Consider the following 21,618-nt stretch of genomic DNA (forward strand, 5'->3'; position numbering starts at 1 on the left):
GATATCCTCACACCGTGGTTCTTCGCACTTCGTATTCATTCGAGTTCTTCCCTCCAAAGGATGTTGAGGGTGAAGATCGTCTCTGGGCTGCCATCGATGGGCTTAAATCAATCGCCCCAGACTTTGTATCAGTGACTTATGGGGCCGGTGGTTCCACCCGTGATCGTTCGATTCGGATTGCTCAAGAAATTACAAAGCGGACAGGTATTTCAACCGTTGCTCACCTGACATGTGTTGGATCTACACGTGATGAATTGATCGCAATTTTGCACAGCTATAAAGAAGCCGGCATCACAAGTATTTTGGCACTTCGCGGAGATCCAACTGGGGGACCAAGTGCGCCGTGGACTCCAACACCAGGTGGTTTCAATCATGCTGATGAGTTAGTGCAATTGGCCGATGAATTCGGTGGATTCACAATCGGAGTTGCTGCATTTCCTGATGGTCACCCTGCATCTAACGGAGATTTTGCTAAAGATGTAGATGTATTAATTCGAAAAGAACAACTAGGTGCAACTTTTGCCACCACGCAGTTTTTCTTTGAAGCACAGCAGTACACCCGATTAGTTGAAGCTCTGGCTGCTCGAGGTTCGAAGTTGGTAATTATTCCAGGAATTTTGCCGGTCACCAATGTGAAGTTATTGCATCGCATGGCTGAACTTGGTGGAACGCCCATTCCGCCACAGATCGCAGACGCCTTTGCAAAAGTAGAAAACGATCCGCATGCGGTGCGCCAACTTGGCGTAGAGATAGCAACATCACTGTGCCAAGAGCTATTGGAAGCAGGAGCTCCAGGCTTACACTTCTACACAATGAATAGTTCGACAGCCACACAAGAGATCTATAGAAAGCTAAACAATGTTAAGTAAGCAAGAGTTCAAGGCAAAGTGGAGTTCTTTGCATAGTGACGCCGAAACTAAAGGCATTGTTGGTGCGTGGCTCAACATCTCTTACCGCTTTGGCTTGATTTGTACATTGCTTCGCATTTCTCCTAATGCGCTTACCTACTTAGGTTTATTGGGTGCGGTCGGAACCGCACTAACTGCACAAACCTGGTGGTCAATTCTCTTCCTTGTTTTCTCATTGTTTTGCGATGGAATTGATGGAAGCGTTGCCATATTTCAGCAGCGAGATAGCAAGTGGGGCGCGACCCTTGATTCGGTTGTAGATCGCATCAGCGAAGCGCTTTGGTTCTATACCTTGTATGCGATCGGTGTACCTGCTTGGATTCCTATTACTTTATGGAGCGTTGCAGCTTTCCAAGAGTATGCACGTACAAAGTTGATCTCATTAGGAGTCAGCGACATCGGCGTTGTAACTCCGGCAGAGCGTCCAATGCGTGCAAGTTACATATTTATCATTTTGGTAATGGGATTACTTGATTTCCCTGGCCTGACAGTTGTTTCAATAATTTTCCTTGCAATTCAGTGCTACAGCTTTATCAGTGTCGTGCGTTTTTCTCGTAGCCAATTGCTTCCGTAACTAAATCACCGCTGATTCCGACAAGGGGCAGCCCGCCACCTGGATGAGCAGAACCTCCAACTAGATACAAGCCTTTAATTGGCGAACGGTTCTTAGCGCGCATAAAGGCGGCGCGCGCACCATTACTTGAAGTTCCATAGATAGCACCGCCTGGAGCAAGAACTGCAGCTTCCAAATCTGCCGGTGTTCTAACTGTTAAGGATTCCAAACGATCACGCACTGAAATGCCACGTGCTTCGATTTGATCAATAATTGTGTTGGCATAGTTTCGAGCAAACTCTTTATCGTTCCAATCGAACTGTCCATGTGTTGGAGCATTGACTAAAACAAACCAACCTTCAAGGGTTTCATCTTTGCTCATCAATGGATCTTGCGGGGCACAGATGTAAATCGTTGGCTTTTCAACCGGCTTTCCATCGGTAAAAATGGCATCAAATTCAGCATCATAATTTTCTGGAAACAAAATTGTATGGTGGTTAAGTACCTGATCTGGGTCCTTACGCATCCCAAGTAACAAAGAAAAACCAGCCACAGAAACATCAGCACTTGCAATGTTTTTTCGCACCTTCTTCAAAGTTCGCTTATGTCCTGAAATCAGTTTGTTGTACACAAGTGATGCATCAGCATTTGCAACAACAGCATCTGCCTGTACAAAAGTTCCATCTGCCAGAACAATCCCTGTCACCTTCTTGCCCTCAGTAGCAATTGATGCAACTGGGGTGCTCAAATGAAACTTAACCCCAACATCTAAAGCCCGCTGATAAACAGTGGCGGTCAGTTGGCCCAAGCCACCCTTTACATGCCAAGCACCAAAGCTTTCTTCCACGAATGCAATAGTAGAAAGCACGGCTGGCGCTTTGCGTGGATCGGATCCACTGTAAGTGGCGTAGCGATCCATGATGTAACGCAGGCGTTGATCTTTAACAATCTCATCTGCGTGCGTGCGTAATGTTTTCCACGGCGCAATGATTTTCATGTCCCGCAAAAAAGTGAAGGGCTTCATCAGCGAGATAGGGGATTTCAGTTCGGATTCAATAAAGGGTCCACGGCTGACATCCCACATACGTTCTGCGCGTTTCATAATGCGATCCCACTGGGCGGCGCTTTCTGGACCAAAAGATTGAGTAATCGAATCCAGGGTTTCTTTTCTAGAAAGATTGGCAAATTTCACATTGCTGCCATCTGCAAAGCGATAATCAAAAGATGGATTTACTGATTCGATAGGGCAGACCAAGCCCATTGGTTTGCCAGTTCGCTGAAAGAAATCTTTGTAGACCGCTGGCAACGTTAGTAACGAAGGTCCAGTATCAAAGGCAACTTTTCCAATCCATTCAGTGCGACATTTTCCGCCAACTTGATCAGATGCTTCATACAGATCAACTTGGTGTCCTCCGCGTGAAAGACGTGCAGCAGCGGTCATGCCACCCATTCCTGCGCCAATCACCACGATCTTCATACTGTGCGACCTTTCCATGTCACTGACTTGCGCACTAAGTATGAGTAAACAATCAGGTAAATCAGCGCAGCGATTGATATCGGATGCAACACACTATCTAGAACACTGCCACGACTCTTGATTGCACTTAGTACCCGGGTTGCAACCATGGCGGCAAAACCAAGCCAACCGTATGGATTTCCTGCAAGCCCCACAATCAATGTTCCGATACTTGTCGCAAACAGAAATGCCACTGCACATACGGCACCAACCACAGATCCAAAAGCCTTGTTTAACGACTTTCCATATCCAGCCTTAATCTCTTTCCAGGATGCATACATTCGAGTCTCGGCAATATCCGCACCGTTTATGACCGTTCCAGCTGATCCACTGGCAATCAATTCACGAGCTAAGAAAACATCATCGATAACTGAGTGTTTAACGGATTTGTATCCACCAATTGCATCAAGAGCCGAACGACGCACGACAAAGAACTGCCCGTTGGCCACAGCCATAGATTTGCGTCCTGAACTTTCTGCATAACGCAGCGGAACAGTTGTAAGCCACGACCACTGAAGCAAAGGCTGAATCAAACGCTCAGCAAAAGTTTGTGCAATCTGGCGGGGATACGGTGAAACAAAATCCAATCGTGCACCATGCAGAAGCGTGACCGCCTTATTGATCGCATCATTGCTCAGGCGAACATCTGCATCAATTGAAACAAGCACATCTTCATTGCTTGCTTCGTACAACTGCTGCAAAGCCCAGGTCTTACCTATCCAGCCATCAGCAAGTTGTGCACCTTTAATTACTGTAAAGCGTGAATCACCCGCAGTTAGTCTTTGCAGAAGCTCATACGTTGAATCTTCTGAGTTGTCATCAAGTAAGTAATAGTGAAAAGGGCCGTCTTGAGCCGAAAGAGTCGTAACAATGCCTTCAACATTTTCTGCCTCATTGCGCATCGGAACCACAACACCGACAGAGTCCAACAATTGTGAAGTGGCTCTAGGTGTGCGAATTTGGACAAAGTTAACCGCTGCAATTGTGAGCAGAATTAATGGAATTAAAGATAAGAGGATCATCAAAAGGCTAGGGTCTTCCGACCCATCGATTAAAGAAGTAAGGAGCTAGTAGCACTCCAAGGATTGCACCAGAAAACAGTGCGACTCCGGGACGACCAAAGAAGAACAAGTTGCCAACAACGCCTGAAAACCAAGTCCAGAAAAGTAGAACATCTGCAGCAAGTAAAGATCCGCCAACCTTGCGACGATCACGTGGTGTAGCAAAGTGCAGAATAGTTATCAGCGTCATTCCAGACAACAGCCAACCAAAAGTGTTGGACAATGGAATTTCAGGTTGAAAGGGAACATGTGCACCATTAACAACCCATGTCCAGCGACCAGCAGTAACCATTAGAGGATCCAAGAATAAATCCCAAGCCATCATCAATAATCCGCCATACAAAAACACCCATGATTTACCAATGCGTCGTGCAGCAACTAAACATGGGTGAGCGATCATGACCCAAGCAAAAGGCACAACTAAAGGCACATCAAATAACTTTGGACCTAATGTTGATGAATACGAATACTCACCAAAAGGCCAACTTGTTGAAACACCTAGTTGTTCAATGAAGTATCCAAAGGGAAGCGTGATTGCCAACAAGCTCCAGCCGTAGCGCGCACCAAAAGCTGCAACTCCGTGGAGAAACATGGCAAAGGCGGCGGTTAAAACAGATGTGATTGTGATGAATTGCAATACATCGCCATCAACTAATGGATAAGCAATCTGCATCAAAATTGTTAAGCCAAGTGCAACACCCATGATCTTGATTAGCAGGGGAGATGCGCCACCTCTAGCCCTGCGACGGGGTGTGTAATGGCGGATGGACATAGGTATAAGTCTGCCTTATTCCATTTATTTAAGACAGTTACTGCAAAGATCCGCGCACTTCACGCACAGCAAAGCGCGCGAAAAGCTCTTCTGAATACCAGTTATAGGCCGATGTATCTGCAATCGCCTTTTGATGCGCAGCCCCTTTGTATGCAAAGTCGCGAATCGCGGCGGCAGATTCCCACAGTGAAAAAGTTCCCTGTAATCCAATGGGAGCTTCACCAATTCCGATGGCTGCAACTAAGCCGGGTGCTGCTTTTAGCGAAACGGTAACGGGTGGGACTGAACTCCAAAATCTAAAGTTCTGGCTCCATTTAATTCGCGCACGTGTAATTGCTGCGACCTGTCCATCCCAATCTTTAACTGTTGCAACAAAAGGTTCTGTGCCCGCCCATTTTCCGTGTGAAGAAATTGGATCTAATACTGCACGAAATTCAGTTACTGAATTTTTACGCCAGCGCTTGATTACTGTTGAAGAATCAAACTTTTCAATGTCCTCAACGACCGCAACTAAACCCCATTGCAAAGCATGAGCATCACTGGGGGTAAAGGTTTCACCTTTGCCGGTTCCTAAAGATTTATGAAAAGAAACATTCTTATCTGCCCATAATGAAAAGCGATCAAAGCCCATTGCTGTAATCGCGAAAGGTAGTTTCGACGGTTTGATCTTCCAGAAGTAAGCAACGATCAATTCTCACCAACAATCATTGGCTTTGCGCCAGTGCATTCAAGAAGTTCGGTAAAGGTAGTTGGATACACCGCATGTGGGTGGCCAGCAGCTGCCCAAATAACCTGGTAATCATTGAGCGCTTGATCAATAAGAATTGTTGCGGGGGACACCCAGCCAATTGGAGCTACGCCACCAATTGAAAACCCTGATTTTTCCTTTACATAATCGGCATCTACTCGGCCAAGCTTTTCAATCCCCAAGTGCTTTGCAACTAATTCTGTATCAACTCGGTGGCGACCGCTTGTAATAACAAGCAGGGGAGAATCATCCGGAAGTTTGAATATAAGTGAGGACGCAATCTGTCCGACTTCAATACCTAATGCAGAAGCAGCTTCTTGCGCGGTGCGGGCGCTATCTGACAGCACGTGAACTTCTCCAGTTAAACCGTGTTCGGCAAGGGCGGCAATGACTCGCTTGACCGCTGCTTTTTCCTTTACGCCTTCCACCTTCGTAGATTATCGAACTATTCAAGTACTCTCAGCACAAGATGAATACAGATTTGTACGCAATGGGTATGCGCGCCCGCAACGCTATCTATAGCTGCTTCTTTCTTTTAGGCTTTTTGGGACTTGCATGGATTCCACGTATTCCAGAGATTAAAGACTCTCTGAATTTAAGTGATGGTCAGTTTGGGCTAGTTCTATTGGCAAGCACCGTTGGCTCAATTCCTGGCGCACAAATTGCCGGGCGAGCAGTGCACTCGTATTCATCAAAGTTAGTTGTTCGAATATCTGGAGTCTTGTTACCAGTTGGTGTTTTTGTGATTGGCATGGCTGACACTGTCCAGATCTTGTTACTTGGGCTCTTTATAACAGGTTTCAATGTTGCATTTATGGATATTGCAATTAACGGCCAAGCTGTTGAGATCGAAAAACACACTAAAGGTCGATGGATGTCTAGTTTCCATGGCTTCTGGAGTATCGGAGCTTTTGCTGCAACTCTAGTCGGGGGACTAATCGCTAACTTTGTTTCACCTCGTGACAACCTGATTGGCATAGCCGTGATTGGCTTACTTACATTTCAGTTTGTGGCTAACTTCATGTTGCCTGCCGAACATGATGGTCACTTAGGTGAACCCGGAAAAGATGACGCTGGCAAAGTAAAACTTGTTGGTAAAGAGTCACTTATTTTATGGGCCCTTGGAATTGGATTGATGTGTTCCTTGATTCCCGAAGGTGGTGCTTACGAATGGAGCGGAATTCTTCTGCAAGACCATATGGGCATTGGTAAAGGTTTAAATGCCGCGGCAGCCACAACTTTCTCCTTAGCCATGATTGCTAGTCGTCTATTGGGTGATCGTGCATTTGAAAAGTGGGGCCATGTAAACACGGTTAAATATGGTGGTTACTTTGGTGGTGGCTTATGGGGTCTTGGACTTTTTGTAGGAATGAGTATCTCAGATTCAAATCCAACAGCAGGTTTGATAATTGTGTGCCTAGGTTTTGGTGCAGCGGGGTTTGGAATGGGGCCATTCTTCCCAGCATTTAATTTAGCGGCTGCATCTATTCCAGGAATCGCGCCATCAGTCGGATTAGCTCGAGTTGGATTGATTGCGATTGCTGCTTATTTTGGCGGCCCAACATTGATCGGTTTACTTGCTGAAGTAACCTCTTTGCCAGTTGCCTTTGCTTTTCCTGTGGTGCTCTACATGATTGTTGGGTTGCAATCTAAATACATCAAAGTTCGTGAGATTAAGCAATAACCCACGTCTGTAGCAAGGTAAAAACTGCAATCATGTACAAAAGGATCGCAAAGCCCTTTTTCATCAGCACAGGGTTTAGCTGACCACTTTTTATAGAAGCCATGCGGGCAATAGTTACAGCAGCAATCGCCATTACTAGTGGAATCTTCCAGTCGACATCATTCCAACTTTGATAGTGCCCAAAGAAAGCAGTAATCGAGTTAATTGCGATAATTGCAAGGGAGGTCCCTGCAGCTTTACCTTGTGGCACTTTAAAGAATAAGACCAAGATTGGAATTGCAAGAAATCCGCCACCGATTCCAAACAACCCTGTGATCATTCCAATTACTAAAGAGATGAGAATTAACCATAAGAGAGGAACTCTCTTTTCTGTTCCAGCAATTGGTTTGATGAGCATGGAAGTTCCAGCAATAGTCAACACCAAGGCTAATCCTGTCGTCAGTACCGAATCACTTAAGCGGTAGGCCAAGATTGAAAAAGTAATATTTGTAGTTAAGCCAAGTGCCCAAATTATTAAGGTCTCTCGAAAGAGAACTTCTTTACTTTTTATCTTAGGTAATAGTCCAGATATCGCAGCGGTTAGGACCACTGCCAATGCAGCAGTGGTCGCAGTCTGTGGTGTGAAATCAAAAATATAAAGCAGAATAGGAACAGTGATCATCGCTCCACCTGCACCGATGAATCCCAGAACTGCCCCGATGAAACCACCTGCAATTATTCCAGCGACGATTTCCATTGGCTAATCATGGTACAAAAAAGCCCGCCGGCAATAAACCGACGGGCTAATTTGTTTTTTAATTACAGGCTAAGCATCCTTTTTATAGGTTGAAAAAGGCCCCTGTTATTGATGGACCGAAATCTGTACCAGTTGAAACTAGTGCGAAGATGATCAAAGCAGCACCTGCAAGTGAGAGGTTCTTGAAGAACCCGACTGTCTCATTTTGCTTAGCTGTTGCATCTGTTTCCTTCCAGAATGCGTGCATCAAGAATGATGTTGGGATCAAAAATAGCGCGATAAGTAGTGCGCCTAGATCTGCGTACACGCCGAATGCGATGTAAAGACCACCGATAAGGATCATCAGACCTGATAGGACCACACTGAACTTTGCCGCTGGAACCTTCTTGTACTGGGCGTAGCCAGTCATTGCCTCAAGCTTTGTCAGATGTGAAACGCCAGATGAGATGAAGAGCAGTGCGAAAAGCACGCGACCGATGATGAGGACGATGTCCATTGAGACTCCTTGAAATATTGGGTGATTGAGAACTTACTGGGTAATAGTAGTTGAAATTTCAACTAATTTTGACCACGACACGCTCACGCACTTGCCATTTGTCGGTGGTGAGGGCTATTTTTCGAACATCTGTTCGAATACCCACAGCTTTGAAAGGTCTCCTCAAAAATGTCAGCCACACAGGTTAACTCCGCCCTCGATGTCACTATCGATGGGGCAACAACTCCTATCGAGTTCACCTATAAAGGAAAACGCTTTCGCATCCATGCCGTTCTATCTCGTTGGTGTGAAGCAGGTGGTTGGTGGAATCGAATCAGCGATGGAAAGTATCGCCCTGATGATCAAGCACGAGCTGTGTGGCGGGTAGAGGCGGCGCCTATAGGTGCGTTAACAACCTTTGAACTAGAGCGTGATGAAGTAACAGGTCAGTGGATTATTCGTAACGTATGAGTTTTATTCATCTCAATGTTGCCAGTGGGTATTCATTGAAATACGGAACAACGCACCCTCATGATCTAGTCCAACGCGCAGCCGAATTTGAAATGCCAGCGCTGGCGTTAACAGATCGTGATGGGTTAGCTGGCGCGATCCGTTTTACGCAAAGTTGTGTTGATTACGGGATCGCACCGATCATCGGTGTTAATTGTGCAATCAACCTGGGTAACGCAAAGGGACGCATCACATTGCTGGCACATAGCGATGGGGGATGGCGCTCGCTGTGCAGATTAATGACATCGCTAACCATGACAAGTGATACCCGCGTCCCAGTTTTAACTTTAGATTTTCTGCAACAGTTCAGTCAGTACAGCACCAATGTCTATGCGATGCATGGCCCTGAATCACCGATCAGCGATGCGATAAACAATCATCGCTTTGATCAAGCGTTATCCATCTTTAATCAAACCCGTGATCTATTTGCTAATAATGCAATTGAATGTGTTTCACACCTTGTTGCAGGTCGTGGCCCACGATCGACTGAACATGCTGCTCGGTCCTTAATCTTTGCCCGCGATAACGATATTGATGCTGTTATCACTAACGCGGCGCGGATGAAAGATCGCAGCGATGGGCCAGTGGCAGATGTTTTAGATTGCGTGCGCCAGCTAGTGCCTTTGCATGATCGTCATATTGAACGCCGTAACGCTGAAGGCTTTTTGAAATCCAGCGATGAAATGATTTCACTGGCCGCTGAAATTGCACGCGCTGCAGGCGAGCGAACACCACGAGCATTGCTAAAGACAACTCGCGAATGGGCTGAACGTTCTTTGCTATCGCCCCAACGCGATATTGGTTTAGGGGGAGCCCACCTGCCAGAACCGCATGTTGTGGGCGTAAATACCGCACAAGAGATGCGGACATTGCTACGCAGCCGCAGCGAAGCTGGAATCAATTGGCGCTACAGCAGCAGCGATCAAATCAGTAAGGCCCGTGCGCGTTTAGATGATGAACTAGCAACCGTTGCAACCCTTGGCTTTGAATCATATTTTTTAACCGTTGCAGATATTGCAGACATGGCAAGGGATGCTGGTATCCGAGTTGCAGCACGTGGCAGCGGTGCAGGTTCCTTGATTTGCCACCTACTTGGAATCTCAGGTGTTGATCCGATGCAGCACGGTTTATTGATGGAGCGTTTTTGTTCTCCCTTGCGCCGTGCTCTGCCAGATATTGATATCGATGTGGAATCTGCACGACGTCTAGAAATCTATGACATGGTCTTTAAAAGATATGGCGATAACGATTGGACATCATCTACTAATCAATCACGATGCGCAGTTGTTTCGATGGTCGATACATACCGCGCACGACATGCAATCCGTGATGCCGGAGCCGCACTTGGTTTGCCGGGTATGGAGATCGATATGTTGGCTAAATCCATGCCACATGTGCGTGCACGCAATATTGCAGCAACCCTTGAATCTTTGCCTGAACTACGGCGTATAAATACTTCAACCCCCTTGATGGCCGCGACAATTGAAATGGCTCAGCGCCTAGATGGTTTGCCACGACACCTTGCAATGCACCCATGTGCAATTGTTTTATCAGATGGTGGTTTTCTAGATCGTGCGCCGCTCATGAGCAGCGCAGGCGGTTATCCCATGGTGGCCTTTGATAAAGATGATGTCGAAGCGGTGGGATTGTTAAAGCTAGATGTCTTAGGTGTTCGGATGCAATCGACTATTGCTTATTCAATGAAAGAGATTCAACGAGTTCACAAAGAAGTAGTTGATATTGATACCGTGCCACTAGATGACACCGCGACCTATGAATTAATTCAATCAACGCGGACCCTTGGAATCTTTCAGGTGGAAAGCCCAGGACAGCGCGAACTTGTTGGAAAACTTGCACCTAAAACCTTTACCGATTTAATTATTGATATCTCTTTGTTTAGACCAGGTCCGGTTAAAAGCGACATGATCACGCCGTTTCTTAAGGCTCGTCATGGGTGGAGTCCAGCACAGATAATTCACCCTGATTTATATGAGATTTTGGCCCACACCGAAGGCGTTGTTGTCTTCCACGAACAAGTTATTCAGATCATCGCAACGATGACCGGGGTTTCATTGGCAACGGCTGATGAAAAGCGCAGATCGTTAGGCGATCGTGCGGGTCAGCAAGAGGTCTGTGATTGGTTCTTTCCGGCGGCAACTGCCAAAGGGTATGAGCCACCAATTATTCAAGAGATCTGGGATGTACTGCGCGCCTTTGCATCCTTTGGTTTTTGCAAAGCACATGCTGCAGCTTTCGCCCTGCCTACATATCAATCTGCTTGGCTTAAGACCCATTACCCAGCAGCTTTTCTTGCAGCGGTTTTAACCCATGACCCAGGCATGTATCCCAAACGTTTGATTGTTGATGAAGCCAGACAAATGGGAATCACTATTGCGCCCATTGATGTCAACGCATCTGATTCGCTCTACCGAGTAGAAGATCACGGCAATGCAATCCGTATCGCCTTATCAACTGTTGCTGGAATCAGCGACGGCGAAGTCCAATCAATTATCGCTGGCCGTCCCTACATTGATTTAAATGATTTTGTCCGCAGATCTGGTTGCAGTACACCGGTTACTGAAAGCTTGATTCTGACGGGTGGCTTTGATTCTTTGCACGCCGATGTTAATCGCAGGGACCTGCTACTTCATTTTTCTGATCTACAAAAGTCGCCAAGTGCTGCGGTTTCTGGTGCCCAAATGAACTTAGGCTTTGACCCACCTGCGTTAATAAGTAGCGGGTTGCCAGCGATGTCGGCGGCCGAGAGTGTGAAATACGAGGTCGATCGATTAGGAATCGATATGTCCCGTCACATGATTGAATTTTACGGAGATTTTCTTAATGCAATCGGTGCGGTTCGATCTAGTGATTTACTAAAGCAGCGATCCCAGTCATCGGTATTGGTTGCAGGGATCAAGGTTGCGATGCAGACACCGCCGGTGCGTTCGGGTAAACGTGTAATTTTCTTAACGTTAGATGATGGATATGGGCTGAGCGATTCAACATTTTTTACCGATGTTCAGGGCGAGTACGCCAATGTTTTGTATTCAACATCGCTGTTACTTGTTAGGGGCGTAACCCGCAGAACTGGGGCCAGAGGCATATCCATAAGAGCCACTGGGGCATGGGATTTACGCGCCGCTTACGAAAGTTGGAGCGCTAAACAAAGTACGCTCGCAATATGACAACGGATGACGAGCCAACCCAGGCAACGATTCTGCATGTCGATATGGATGCATTCTTTGCATCGGTGGCTGAAAAAGATAACCCATCACTAAAGGGCAAGGCCGTTGTTATTGGAATGGGCACTCGCGGTGTTGTATCTGCCGCCAACTATGAAGCTCGCAAGTTCGGAATTCACTCTGCCATGCCAGTGGGACAAGCCAGGCGATTGGCTCCACATGCAATCTTTCTGCCCGTCGATATGGCCCGCTATCAAGAGGTCTCTGGCCACATCATGGAGATCTTTGAAAGCTTTACTCCAAATGTTGAACCAGTATCAGTTGATGAAGCTTTTCTTGATGTAACTGGTGCAAAGAAGTTATTGGGCACAGGTCGCGAAATCGCTGCTGCAATCCGCGCGAAGGTAGAAGCACAAGAAGGCATTACTTGTTCAGTTGGAATCGCGCCTTCAAAGTTCATCGCAAAGTTAGCATCCACACATTGCAAACCCAATGGCATGCTAGAAATCACTAGCGATCGAATTCTGGAATTCCTACACCCACTGCCAATTTCTGCGATGTGGGGAGTAGGCCCAAAGACTGCCGAAGTTCTAGAACGCCTAGGGCTTCGCACTATCGAAGATATTGCAAAATTGCCCCGCACAACTTTGATCCGCGCAGTAGGTGAAGCAGCTGGCGCCACCTTGCATGAACTTGCATGGGGCCGCGATTACCGAGATGTTGCGCCGCAAGATGCGGAAAAAAGCATTAGCGCTGCAGAAACCTTTGCAACTGATCTCGATAACCCTGAAGAAATTCTGCGCGAATACTTACGGTTGTGCGAGCGCGCAACATCAAGGCTGCGTGACAAGGGTTTGTTTGCCAAGACGATTTCTATCAAGGTTCGCTTCGGAGATTTTTCTACGATCAATCGTTCGAAGACTTTGCCACTTCCAATAGATAGCACTCACGATGTGTACGAAGTCGTAAAAGGGCTATACGAAGCGTTACGTATTGAACGCGCTCGATTGCGATTGGTAGGTGTATCGCTAGAGAACTTAAGTGAAGGTGCACCCGTGCAAATGATTCTGGGGGAGCGCGAAAAGGGTTGGCGCGAAGCCGAAGGGGCCATGGATAAAGCCCGCGAGCGTTTTGGCCACGGTTCGGTGCGGCCAGCGCGTTTGATCAACCCTTCCTCCGAAGAAGATGATTAGAAGATGCTGAAGAATAAGTAAAGAAGTAGCGGGCAAGCAGAATCTGTTCTATTGTGGGCCCGTGCCACTATCAGATCGTGAAAAGCGCCTCCTGGAAGAGATGGAGGCTGCCCTTTTAACTGAGGATCCACGCCTTGTTTCAGCTCTGACCTCAAAAGCGCCAGTTTCACCTTCGCGTAACCGCATCATGGTTGGCGCCGGACTAGTGCTTCTTGGCTTGATTACCCTCTTCGGTGGTCTGATTTCCCAGGTAACACCGATCGGAATCCTGGGCTTTGTCATCGCACTTAGCGGCGTAATCACCGCAATCTCTTCGATCTCACCTATGGTCGGTCGCGGCCCACGCAAGCCATCTTCACGCTCAAATTTAAGCGCTCGCCTTGAGCAGCGCTGGGACAACAGAAATCAGGATGAGCGGTAACCAAGAGTAAGACGGCGCTTTAGCTCCTCTTAAGCCCCTCCTTGTGAGGGGCTTTTTTCATGCTCGCAACCTTTTTCAGGCTCAGCTTTCGGTGGGGTGGAATGGGGGCCAAAAGGGATAAAAGTGGCAAAAGGTGGTTGAAAAAGGGGAAAAGTGGAGTAAAGTGGGGAATTAAGCGGGCACGAAAGCTCGCGGCGAACCTGGGGAAGGGGGCGTCAAAGAAATGTTTCTAGGCACCCACGAGCCACGTCTTGATGACAAAGGTCGCTTAATACTTCCCGCGAAATTCCGCGAAGAACTTGCTGCAGGTTTAGTTATTACTAAAGGACAAGAACGTTGTCTTTATGTTTTTCCATCTAATGAATTTTCAGTAATTACAGAGACGCTAAAACAAGCGCCAGTCACTGCGAAATCAGCACGTGATTACAGCCGTGTGATGTTTGCTGGCGCACACGATGAAATTCCTGATCGTCAAGGTCGCGTAACAATTCCACAATCACTTCGCACATATGCAGGATTAGAAAAAGAGTGTGTTGTTATTGGTGCAAATACTCGCGTTGAAATTTGGGATGCAACTTCTTGGAATGAATATTTAGCAGATCGCGAAAAGAGCTTCGCTGATGTTTCAGAGGAGGTCTTTCCAGGTTTGTTCTAACTCTCATTTGTGGCCACTGCCGACCCTTCGAACGCAGCGACACCCCTTCCCCGGTGCCGTTGCTAAACCAAGATCCGTCGGCCGGCAGTGACCAGAGGTGAGAGTTGAAAAGTTAGTTCTATCAATACACGAGAGGGGGAAGAGATGACAAGTACGACTGAACATATATCGGTAATGCGCGATCGTTGCGTTGATCTCTTGTCCCCGCTAATTGCAACTTCCAGCAACCCAGTCGTTGTTGATGCAACCTTGGGTCTTGGGGGACACACAGAAGCTTTGCTACAAAAGTTCCCACACTTAACTGTTATCGGAATCGATCGCGACCTAGATGCAATTGCAAAAGCAACAGCGCGCCTTGCGCCATTTGCAGATCGCCTAAAGACTGCGCATTCAACTTTTGATGGCATTGCCGATGTAGTTGCAAGTTTTGGATACGAGCACATCGATGGCGCTTTGTTTGACTTAGGTGTTTCTTCCATGCAACTTGATCAGACCGAGCGTGGTTTTTCTTACTCACAGGATGCACCCCTTGATATGCGTATGGACCGCACACAGTCACTGACTGCGGGGGAGATCATCAATACTTACGAGCCAGGGCAATTAGTGCGCATTCTTCGCACCTATGGTGAAGAAAAGTTTGCTACACGAATCGTTGAATCAATTGTAAAACAGCGCGCAATCGCACCCATGAATTCAACGGCTCAACTTGCAACATTAGTTAAGGAAGCAATTCCAGCTGCTACTCGTCGCACCGGTGGAAACCCTGCAAAGCGCACTTTCCAGGCACTTCGCATCGAAACCAATGACGAACTTGGCACCATTACACGCGCACTTCCGGCAGCACTAGACCTGCTTAATGTTGGCGCACGTTTAGTTGTGATGTCTTTCCAATCCCTTGAAGATCGCATTGTTAAGCAGTTATTTGTTGCATCTACAACATCTGGCACACCGCGCGATCTTCCATTTGATCTTCCTGAATTAGCGGCAAAGTTTTCAATGATTACTCGCGGCAGTGAAACACCAACCGATGCCGAACTAGAAGAGAACTCACGTTCTCAGTCTGTGCGTCTTCGCGCGATCGAAAGGTTGGCCGCATAATGGCTATGACCGCGCTGGCGCCAGCGATTACTCGCTCAAAAGAAATTTTCGCCGAAAAGACATCACAAGTTGCACTCAAAATTGTTCCCAATGTCTCCGACGGAAAGCAAGCCGATCGTAAATTCTTCGCAATCTTTGTATCAATTGTTGGCGGTATTGGTCTAATGCTTCTTCTCCTGATCAATACCTTGTTAGCACAAGATGCATTTGAATTAACTAACCTCAAGTTAGAGGCGAAATTAGTTAGTGATGAGCGAGAAGCTATTGCACGACAGATTGACAAGCTCTCTTCCCCAGAGGCTCTTGCAAAATCTGCAACAGCATTAGGCATGAAGCCTTCAGAAAATCCAACTTTCTTATCTCTCGATAAGCCAGTTATTGAGGTACCGGTTAAAAATGGGTAATTTTTCATTAGCGCATAAAAGAATCAGAGGTCTGGTTCTAATCCTTGCACTTGTCATGTTTATGTTTGGTCTTCGTTTAGTTCAAGTTCAAGCTCTACAAGCGGGGGACTATCGTGAACGTGCCGTTAATGAAATGGAAAAGGTAAGAACTCTTCAAGCACCTCGTGGAGACATCACCGACATTAATGGAGTTACCTTCGCTCGTAGTGTTGCCGCAACAAGCATTGTCGTAGATCAAACCCAAATCACTGACCCGGCCAAGGTTGCAGCATTTGTTGCCCCTATTCTGGGAATGAAAGTTGAAGAAGTTCAAGAGTCTCTCACCGGTACTCGTAAGTGGAACATGGTTGCCCGCAATGCAAAACCTGCAACCTGGCTCAAGCTTTCGGGCGCGCTAGACCAGTACAACTCACGATTTAAGGCCATGAGCCCTGATCGAATCATCGGTTTCTTTCCAGAGCGCAGTTATGTACGCGAGTATCCATCTGGAAATTTAATTGCATCTTTAATTGGCTTCGTAAATCACGACGGTGTTGGTGCCACGGGACTTGAATCAAGTATGAACTCTATGATCAAAGGTGTCGATGGTAAGTATTCATATGCCAATGGTTACAAGGCTGAAATTCCTGGTTCACAATCCGAAATTATCCCAGCACAATCAGGTACTTCAGTTCGCTTAACTGTAGACCGAGATATTCAGTGGGTAGCCTCAAAGGCAATTGCAGATGTTGTTAAATCTACGCGCGCTCTCAGTGGAACTGTAATTGTCATGGATCCAAAGACCGGCCACATTTTGGCACACGCTACTGCTCCAACATTTGATCCAAATGACACAACCAAGGTTTCTCTTATTGCTATGCGTAACCCATCGGTCCTTGATGTTTACGAGCCAGGTTCAACTGGAAAAGTTATGACGGTTGCCGCAGCCATGGATGAAAAGAAAATTACTCCTGAAACAGTATTAACGATTCCAGACAAGTTAAAGCGTTCGACTAAAGTATTTAAAGATCATGAGCCACATCCAACGCAGCGTTTAACAACAGCTGGGATTCTTGCGGTATCAAGTAACACAGGATCTATCAAAATTGGTGAAATGATTTCTAATGACAAGCTGTACGAATATTTAACAAAGTTTGGAATTGGCACAAAGACTGGCTCAGGACTACCTGGCGAATCACGTGGAATTCTTCCAAAGGTTGCAGATTGGTCTGGCACTACTGCGCCAACTGTGGCTTTCGGACAGGGCTATTCAGTAACTGCGATGCAGGCAACAAGTGTATTTGCAACACTTGCAAATGACGGCGTTCGTGTTTCTCCAACTGTAATTGCAGGAACAAGTGATTCCAGCGGAAACTACACACCATCTGCAACTCGCGAGAGCGTTCGAGTGATTAGTCCAGAAACTGCGGCAAAAATGCGTTTGATGATGGAGAGCGTAGTTTCTGCAAATGGAACCGCACCATCTGCAGCGATTCCTGGATACCGCGTTGCTGGAAAGACTGGAACAGCACAACGCATTGATGACACATGTGGCTGCTACCGTGGATACACAGCATCCTTTATTGGCTTTGCGCCAGCTGACAAGCCGGCATACGTAATTTCAGTAACTATTCAAGATCCAAAGGGAATGCACTGGGGCGGATACCTAGGCGGTCCAGTCTTTAAAAAGGTAATGTCATTTGTCCTTCAATCAAAGGGAATCGCACCAACAGGTGCCGTGGCTGATTCAATTCCATTGACTGAAAAAGCACTTCTTGCTGAAAGAAAATTGATTGCAGATAAGAAGGCAGCAAGTGACAAGACCAATTGAAGAGTTCAAAAGAACGCTTGAATCAGTTGCAGCAGTTGCTAATGCCCAATTAACTGGAGATTCAGCAACAGTTGTAACTGGCATAACGCTTTCAAGTAATAGCGTTCAAGAAGGTGACCTTTTTGTGGCATTGCCAGGTGAAAAGACACACGGCGCCGAATATGTAAAAGATGCAATCGCACGTGGTGCTATCGGGGTACTGACGGATGAAGTCGGAGCAGCCAAGGTTTCTGGCGTTCCAGTCATTGTTAGCAGCAATCCACGTCGCGCAGCGGGAGTAATCAGTGCCTGGTTTTATAGCGAACCGATGCGCGATCTGTATAGCGTTGGAGTGACAGGAACTAATGGCAAGACAACCGTTACAACTTTGCTGCACCAGATCATGTCATTAGCTGGTCGCGAAAGCGGACTTATTGGAACTGTAGAAACGCGTATTGGCGACGAAGTTATCGCGAGCAAAAGAACCACACCTGAAAGTAGCGATTTGCAGGCATTATCGGCAATCATGCGCGAGCGTCATATGCGCAATCTAGTGATGGAAGTTTCTAGCCACGCAATAGCTTTAGAAAGAATTCGCGGTAGCCACTTTGCTGTAGTGGCATTTACAAACCTTTCGCAAGACCACCTTGATTTTCACAAAACGATGGAAGCTTATTTTGAAACCAAGGCCAAGTTGTTTTCCTTTGAATTCGCAGATTTAGCAGTCATCAATATCGACGATGCCTACGGAATCAAACTTAAAGAAATGACTGAGCTGCCAGTTATGACAGTTTCTCGTCACGATCAAAGTGCAAAGTGGCACTATGCATCAATAACTAAGGATTATGTTGGTGCGCATGTTGCAATTAGGGGTAGCGGGGGCATCCTGATTGAAGGAAAAGTTCATCTTCATGGTGGCTACAACTTTGACAATCTCTTGATGGCGGTAGCAATTGCTACTGAAAGTGGAATTGATCCGATAGATATTGCAGCGATCTTGCCTGCGCTAACTGGAGCGGCTGGGCGACTTGAATCAGTGCGCCTGGGGCAAAATTTCACGGCACTGGTTGATTACGCACACTCTCCAGATGCAGTAACGCGTGTTTTGGAAACAGCGCATGAAATCAGCGATGGTCGAGTTATTGCCGTGCTTGGCTGTGGCGGTGATCGCGATGCGTCTAAGAGGGCGCTGATGGGTAAGGCGCTGCATGAAGGCGCAGATGTGGCGATTTTTACTAGCGATAATCCGCGTTCAGAAAAAGCAGATGCGATTTTGGTACAGATGACACTTGGCTTAGATATTCAGGCACCAAGTGAGGTTATTGAGGATCGTTCAGCGGCAATTAGAGCTGCAGTCAATCAAGCTAATGATGGCGATCTAGTGATTGTTTTGGGCAAAGGCCACGAAAAGGGACAAGAGATGAACGGCGTCGTACATCCATTTGATGATCGCATCGAACTAGCTAAAGCGATTGAAGATAAGAAATGATCACATTAACAGCGGGTGAAATAGGTCTTTTAGTCGGCGGCGAAATGCACTGCGACAAAGACTTACTTGTTTCCAAGGCTCCAGTTTTTGATTCACGCAAAGCGGTTCCAGGATGCATCTTCTTAGCATTACAAGGTGAAGCTGTAGATGGACACGATTTTGCAGCCGATGCATATCGAGCCGGTGCGATGTTTTCATTGACAACTAAGCGCATCGATGGTCCCTGCATCGTCGTTGACGATGTCATCGAAGCCCTTTCGATACTGGCTACCTTTGTTCGCAAACGTTTAACTAACCTAACTGTCATCGGGATAACTGGTTCTCAAGGAAAGACAAGTACCAAAGATTTAATGTCACATATGTTGTCTGTAGCTGGCCCCACAGTGTCTCCAGCCGGTTCATTTAACAATGACCTTGGATTGCCGATCACATTGCTTGAATGCGATGAAAAAACTAGATTCTGTATCTTGGAAATGGGAGCTCGGCACTCGGGGGATATTGCGCGTTTGTGCGGTATCGCTGCGCCAAATATCGGAGTTGTTCTAACAGTTGGAACTGCCCACCTTGGAGAGTTTGGATCAGTTCAAGCGATCGCTGAAACTAAATCTGAACTTATCCAAAGTTTGTCTGAAGACGGAATTGCAGTTCTTGGTAACTATGACTTGTACACACCAGCGATGGAATCATTACATTCTGGACGAACAATCAGATTTGGTAGCGGTTGTGAAATCCGCGCGACCGAAGTCGAAATCCGCGAAGGTAGACCACACTTTGACTTAGTTACCCCAGCAGGTCGTGATGCAGTTGGAATGAGATTAGTTGGCGAGCATCACATAGCAAACGCTCTAGCGGTCGCTGCAGTTGGTACCGCCTTAGAACTTCCAATCGAACTAATCGCTAGCTCCTTATCAACTGCTGAGAACTCCAGTAAGTGGCGCATGGAAATTCATGATCTCTTTGGACTTTTACTGATCAATGATGCTTACAACGCCAATCCTGAATCTATGTCGGCGGCCCTGCGATCTCTGGTTCTTTTTGCGCAGGAACGTGGCGGCCAGTCCTGGGCTTTCCTCGGAAAAATGCATGAACTCGGCGAGTCAAGCACTTCACTTCACGCGGGGATTGGCACCCTTGCTCAGGAGCTCGGAATTGATCATTTAGTTGCGATTGGTGCTCCGGAATACGGAGACTTGTTAGGAGATATGGAAATTCACCATTACGCAAGTATTGATGAGTGCCTATCCATGACAGATCACTTTTCTGCAGGAGATGTAGTTTTAGTAAAAGCTTCTCGTTCCGAAGGTTTTGAAGTTTTGGCTCAGAAGCTAGAGAGCTTGTGGTTAGACAAGAGCGGAGTTGAAAGTTGAGACAGATCCTGATTGCTGGTGCTTTCGCACTGATCTTTTCGATCTTTGGAACTCGCGTTCTGATTGGCGCACTTGCGCGTAAAGGGTATGGGCAAATTATTCGTGAAGATGGTCCAAGCAGCCACCACATAAAACACGGAACCCCAACTATGGGTGGAATCATCTTTATTCTTGCTGCGATCCTTGGCTACCTGTTTGCACACCTTGTGACAGGAAACGCGGTGACCGTTTCTGCGATTTTGGTAATTGGTTTAGTAGTTGCTTTAGGTTTTATTGGTTTTCTTGACGATTGGCTCAAAGTTTCGCGTCAAAATTCACGTGGCTTACCTGGTCGCTACAAACTTCTTGGGCAAGCCATTGCTGCCGGAATTTTTGCTTACCTTGGATTGCAGTTTGCTGATAAAGATTCGCTGACACCGATTTCCGAATACTTGTCAGGTGTACGTGAAACAACAATTTACTTAGGACCAGCACTTGTAGTTATTTTTATCATTGTGATGGTGATGTCAGCTAGCAACGGAGTAAACCTGACAGATGGTCTAGATGGTTTAGCAACCGGTGCATCCATCATGACATTTTTAGCTTTTGTTTTAATTGGTGTGTGGGAGTTCGGCCAAAGTTGTGGGCTTAATGCAACCGCTGGTTGTTATGCAGTCCGCGATCCACTGGACCTTGCAGTTCTGGCTGCAGCATTTGCCGGCGGCTGTACTGGATTTTTATGGTGGAACACTCCGCCAGCCAAGATATTTATGGGAGATACAGGTTCCCTTGCTCTAGGTGGTGCAATCGCAGGATTAGCAGCAACTTTGCGCGTTGAATTGCTTCTAATTCCACTGGGTGGGCTCTTTGTCATCATCACCATGTCTGTATTGATTCAAACTGCCTACTTCAAGATCAGTGGCGGAAAGCGCGTCTTTAAAATGGCGCCACTGCATCACCACTTCGAGTTAATTGGTTGGGCTCAAATCACTGTCGTTATTCGTTTCTGGATCATCGCGGGATTATGTGTTGCGATGGGTCTTGGACTTTTCTACGCGCAATGGGTCGTCAAATAATT

Annotated in this window: 21 protein-coding genes; 14 read left to right on the top strand and 7 right to left on the bottom strand. The window is 46.7% G+C overall.

The genetic code is table 11. The features are described from left to right. Positions 1 to 14: 14 nt before the first annotated feature. Both metF and AC9UC2_RS04910 read left to right on the top strand, forming a co-directional pair. On the top strand, positions 15 to 869 hold the full coding sequence (metF, locus tag AC9UC2_RS04905) for a methylenetetrahydrofolate reductase [NAD(P)H] (protein WP_509525912.1): 855 nt from the start codon (positions 15 to 17) through the stop codon (positions 867 to 869). Further along, a complete protein-coding gene (locus AC9UC2_RS04910) occupies positions 859 to 1,482 on the top strand; it encodes a CDP-alcohol phosphatidyltransferase family protein (protein ID WP_509525914.1) in 624 nt (207 codons plus the stop codon). The genes metF and AC9UC2_RS04910 overlap by 11 nt, the downstream gene beginning before the upstream one ends. Here the strand turns inward: AC9UC2_RS04910 and AC9UC2_RS04915 are convergent. Genes AC9UC2_RS04915 through AC9UC2_RS04935 form a run of 5 tightly spaced genes read right to left on the bottom strand, consistent with a single transcriptional unit; the run spans position 1,442 to position 5,986 of the window. Further along, positions 1,442 to 2,938 carry a phytoene desaturase family protein gene (locus AC9UC2_RS04915; RefSeq protein WP_509525917.1) on the bottom strand — a complete coding sequence of 499 codons (1,497 nt, stop codon included), beginning with the start codon at positions 2,936 to 2,938 and terminating at the stop codon, positions 1,442 to 1,444. The genes AC9UC2_RS04910 and AC9UC2_RS04915 overlap by 41 nt on opposite strands. Next, positions 2,935 to 3,999, bottom strand: coding sequence for a glycosyltransferase family 2 protein (locus AC9UC2_RS04920; protein ID WP_509525918.1), 1,065 nt, complete (start codon positions 3,997 to 3,999; stop codon positions 2,935 to 2,937). The genes AC9UC2_RS04915 and AC9UC2_RS04920 overlap by 4 nt, the downstream gene beginning before the upstream one ends. Before the next feature lie 7 nt (positions 4,000 to 4,006). Beyond that, the gene (locus tag AC9UC2_RS04925) at positions 4,007 to 4,810 is read right to left on the bottom strand and encodes a carotenoid biosynthesis protein (RefSeq protein ID WP_509525920.1); all 804 of its coding nucleotides are present in this window, start codon (positions 4,808 to 4,810) and stop codon (positions 4,007 to 4,009) included. A 37-nt stretch (positions 4,811 to 4,847) separates the two neighbouring features. Continuing rightward, complete coding sequence (locus AC9UC2_RS04930) at positions 4,848 to 5,441, bottom strand: spheroidene monooxygenase (protein WP_509525922.1); 594 nt, start codon at positions 5,439 to 5,441, stop codon at positions 4,848 to 4,850. A 56-nt stretch (positions 5,442 to 5,497) separates the two neighbouring features. Continuing rightward, on the bottom strand, positions 5,498 to 5,986 hold the full coding sequence (locus AC9UC2_RS04935) for a YbaK/EbsC family protein (RefSeq protein WP_509525924.1): 489 nt from the start codon (positions 5,984 to 5,986) through the stop codon (positions 5,498 to 5,500). Positions 5,987 to 6,027: 41 nt separating this feature from the next. Between AC9UC2_RS04935 and AC9UC2_RS04940 the strand changes: the two genes are divergently transcribed. After that, entirely contained in the window at positions 6,028 to 7,242 is a 1,215-nt protein-coding gene (locus tag AC9UC2_RS04940) for an MFS transporter (RefSeq protein ID WP_509525926.1), read from the top strand. On the opposite strand, the gene AC9UC2_RS04945 is transcribed toward AC9UC2_RS04940, so the two are convergent. Next, the gene (locus tag AC9UC2_RS04945; protein WP_509525928.1) at positions 7,232 to 7,978 is read right to left on the bottom strand and encodes a sulfite exporter TauE/SafE family protein; all 747 of its coding nucleotides are present in this window, start codon (positions 7,976 to 7,978) and stop codon (positions 7,232 to 7,234) included. The genes AC9UC2_RS04940 and AC9UC2_RS04945 overlap by 11 nt on opposite strands. A gap of 82 nt (positions 7,979 to 8,060) precedes the next feature. Beyond that, positions 8,061 to 8,474, bottom strand: a complete 414-nt coding sequence (locus AC9UC2_RS04950) for a DoxX family protein (RefSeq protein ID WP_509525930.1) — start codon at positions 8,472 to 8,474, stop codon at positions 8,061 to 8,063. Between the two features lie 168 nt (positions 8,475 to 8,642). On the opposite strand from AC9UC2_RS04950, the gene AC9UC2_RS04955 reads away from it, so the two are divergent. The 11 genes from AC9UC2_RS04955 (at position 8,643) to mraY (ending at position 21,616) form a co-directional block, all read left to right on the top strand. Beyond that, positions 8,643 to 8,924 carry a DUF6504 family protein gene (locus AC9UC2_RS04955; RefSeq protein WP_509525933.1) on the top strand — a complete coding sequence of 94 codons (282 nt, stop codon included), beginning with the start codon at positions 8,643 to 8,645 and terminating at the stop codon, positions 8,922 to 8,924. Next, positions 8,921 to 12,148, top strand: coding sequence for a DNA polymerase III subunit alpha (locus tag AC9UC2_RS04960; protein WP_509525936.1), 3,228 nt, complete (start codon positions 8,921 to 8,923; stop codon positions 12,146 to 12,148). The genes AC9UC2_RS04955 and AC9UC2_RS04960 overlap by 4 nt, the downstream gene beginning before the upstream one ends. After that, positions 12,145 to 13,338, top strand: a complete 1,194-nt coding sequence (gene dinB, locus AC9UC2_RS04965; RefSeq protein WP_509525938.1) for a DNA polymerase IV — start codon at positions 12,145 to 12,147, stop codon at positions 13,336 to 13,338. Before AC9UC2_RS04960 ends, dinB begins: the two co-directional genes overlap by 4 nt. A gap of 61 nt (positions 13,339 to 13,399) precedes the next feature. Next, positions 13,400 to 13,759 (top strand): DUF3040 domain-containing protein, encoded by a 360-nt coding sequence (locus AC9UC2_RS04970; RefSeq protein WP_509525941.1) that lies wholly within the window; start codon positions 13,400 to 13,402, stop codon positions 13,757 to 13,759. 223 nt (positions 13,760 to 13,982) lie between these two features. Then, entirely contained in the window at positions 13,983 to 14,414 is a 432-nt protein-coding gene (mraZ, locus tag AC9UC2_RS04975) for a division/cell wall cluster transcriptional repressor MraZ (protein WP_506627007.1), read from the top strand. A gap of 144 nt (positions 14,415 to 14,558) precedes the next feature. Next, positions 14,559 to 15,512, top strand: coding sequence for a 16S rRNA (cytosine(1402)-N(4))-methyltransferase RsmH (rsmH, locus tag AC9UC2_RS04980; protein WP_509525944.1), 954 nt, complete (start codon positions 14,559 to 14,561; stop codon positions 15,510 to 15,512). Further along, positions 15,512 to 15,916, top strand: a complete 405-nt coding sequence (ftsL, locus tag AC9UC2_RS04985; protein WP_509525947.1) for a cell division protein FtsL — start codon at positions 15,512 to 15,514, stop codon at positions 15,914 to 15,916. The genes rsmH and ftsL overlap by 1 nt, the downstream gene beginning before the upstream one ends. Beyond that, positions 15,909 to 17,726 carry a peptidoglycan D,D-transpeptidase FtsI family protein gene (locus AC9UC2_RS04990; protein WP_509525949.1) on the top strand — a complete coding sequence of 606 codons (1,818 nt, stop codon included), beginning with the start codon at positions 15,909 to 15,911 and terminating at the stop codon, positions 17,724 to 17,726. Before ftsL ends, AC9UC2_RS04990 begins: the two co-directional genes overlap by 8 nt. After that, on the top strand, positions 17,710 to 19,194 hold the full coding sequence (locus tag AC9UC2_RS04995) for a UDP-N-acetylmuramoyl-L-alanyl-D-glutamate--2,6-diaminopimelate ligase (RefSeq protein ID WP_509525951.1): 1,485 nt from the start codon (positions 17,710 to 17,712) through the stop codon (positions 19,192 to 19,194). The genes AC9UC2_RS04990 and AC9UC2_RS04995 overlap by 17 nt, the downstream gene beginning before the upstream one ends. Then, a complete protein-coding gene (locus AC9UC2_RS05000) occupies positions 19,191 to 20,561 on the top strand; it encodes a UDP-N-acetylmuramoyl-tripeptide--D-alanyl-D-alanine ligase (RefSeq protein ID WP_509525953.1) in 1,371 nt (456 codons plus the stop codon). The genes AC9UC2_RS04995 and AC9UC2_RS05000 overlap by 4 nt, the downstream gene beginning before the upstream one ends. Further along, positions 20,558 to 21,616 carry a phospho-N-acetylmuramoyl-pentapeptide-transferase gene (gene mraY / locus AC9UC2_RS05005; RefSeq protein WP_509525956.1) on the top strand — a complete coding sequence of 353 codons (1,059 nt, stop codon included), beginning with the start codon at positions 20,558 to 20,560 and terminating at the stop codon, positions 21,614 to 21,616. The genes AC9UC2_RS05000 and mraY overlap by 4 nt, the downstream gene beginning before the upstream one ends. Positions 21,617 to 21,618: the final 2 nt, after the last annotated feature.

Source organism: Candidatus Planktophila sp. (assembly GCF_036734405.1).
GTDB lineage: Bacteria > Actinomycetota > Actinomycetes > Nanopelagicales > Nanopelagicaceae > Planktophila.

Coding starts and splice junctions, on each gene's coding strand:
- AC9UC2_RS04910 (WP_509525914.1), top strand. CDS start 859: ATGTTAAGTAAGCAAGAGTTCAAGGCAAAGTGGAGTTCTTTGCATAGT.
- AC9UC2_RS04915 (WP_509525917.1), bottom strand. CDS start 2,938: ATGAAGATCGTGGTGATTGGCGCAGGAATGGGTGGCATGACCGCTGCT.
- AC9UC2_RS04920 (WP_509525918.1), bottom strand. CDS start 3,999: ATGATCCTCTTATCTTTAATTCCATTAATTCTGCTCACAATTGCAGCG.
- AC9UC2_RS04925 (WP_509525920.1), bottom strand. CDS start 4,810: ATGTCCATCCGCCATTACACACCCCGTCGCAGGGCTAGAGGTGGCGCA.
- AC9UC2_RS04930 (WP_509525922.1), bottom strand. CDS start 5,441: ATGGGCTTTGATCGCTTTTCATTATGGGCAGATAAGAATGTTTCTTTT.
- AC9UC2_RS04940 (WP_509525926.1), top strand. CDS start 6,028: ATGAATACAGATTTGTACGCAATGGGTATGCGCGCCCGCAACGCTATC.
- AC9UC2_RS04945 (WP_509525928.1), bottom strand. CDS start 7,978: ATGGAAATCGTCGCTGGAATAATTGCAGGTGGTTTCATCGGGGCAGTT.
- AC9UC2_RS04950 (WP_509525930.1), bottom strand. CDS start 8,474: ATGGACATCGTCCTCATCATCGGTCGCGTGCTTTTCGCACTGCTCTTC.
- AC9UC2_RS04955 (WP_509525933.1), top strand. CDS start 8,643: ATGTCAGCCACACAGGTTAACTCCGCCCTCGATGTCACTATCGATGGG.
- AC9UC2_RS04960 (WP_509525936.1), top strand. CDS start 8,921: ATGAGTTTTATTCATCTCAATGTTGCCAGTGGGTATTCATTGAAATAC.
- dinB (WP_509525938.1), top strand. CDS start 12,145: ATGACAACGGATGACGAGCCAACCCAGGCAACGATTCTGCATGTCGAT.
- mraZ (WP_506627007.1), top strand. CDS start 13,983: ATGTTTCTAGGCACCCACGAGCCACGTCTTGATGACAAAGGTCGCTTA.
- rsmH (WP_509525944.1), top strand. CDS start 14,559: ATGACAAGTACGACTGAACATATATCGGTAATGCGCGATCGTTGCGTT.
- ftsL (WP_509525947.1), top strand. CDS start 15,512: ATGGCTATGACCGCGCTGGCGCCAGCGATTACTCGCTCAAAAGAAATT.
- AC9UC2_RS04990 (WP_509525949.1), top strand. CDS start 15,909: ATGGGTAATTTTTCATTAGCGCATAAAAGAATCAGAGGTCTGGTTCTA.
- AC9UC2_RS05000 (WP_509525953.1), top strand. CDS start 19,191: ATGATCACATTAACAGCGGGTGAAATAGGTCTTTTAGTCGGCGGCGAA.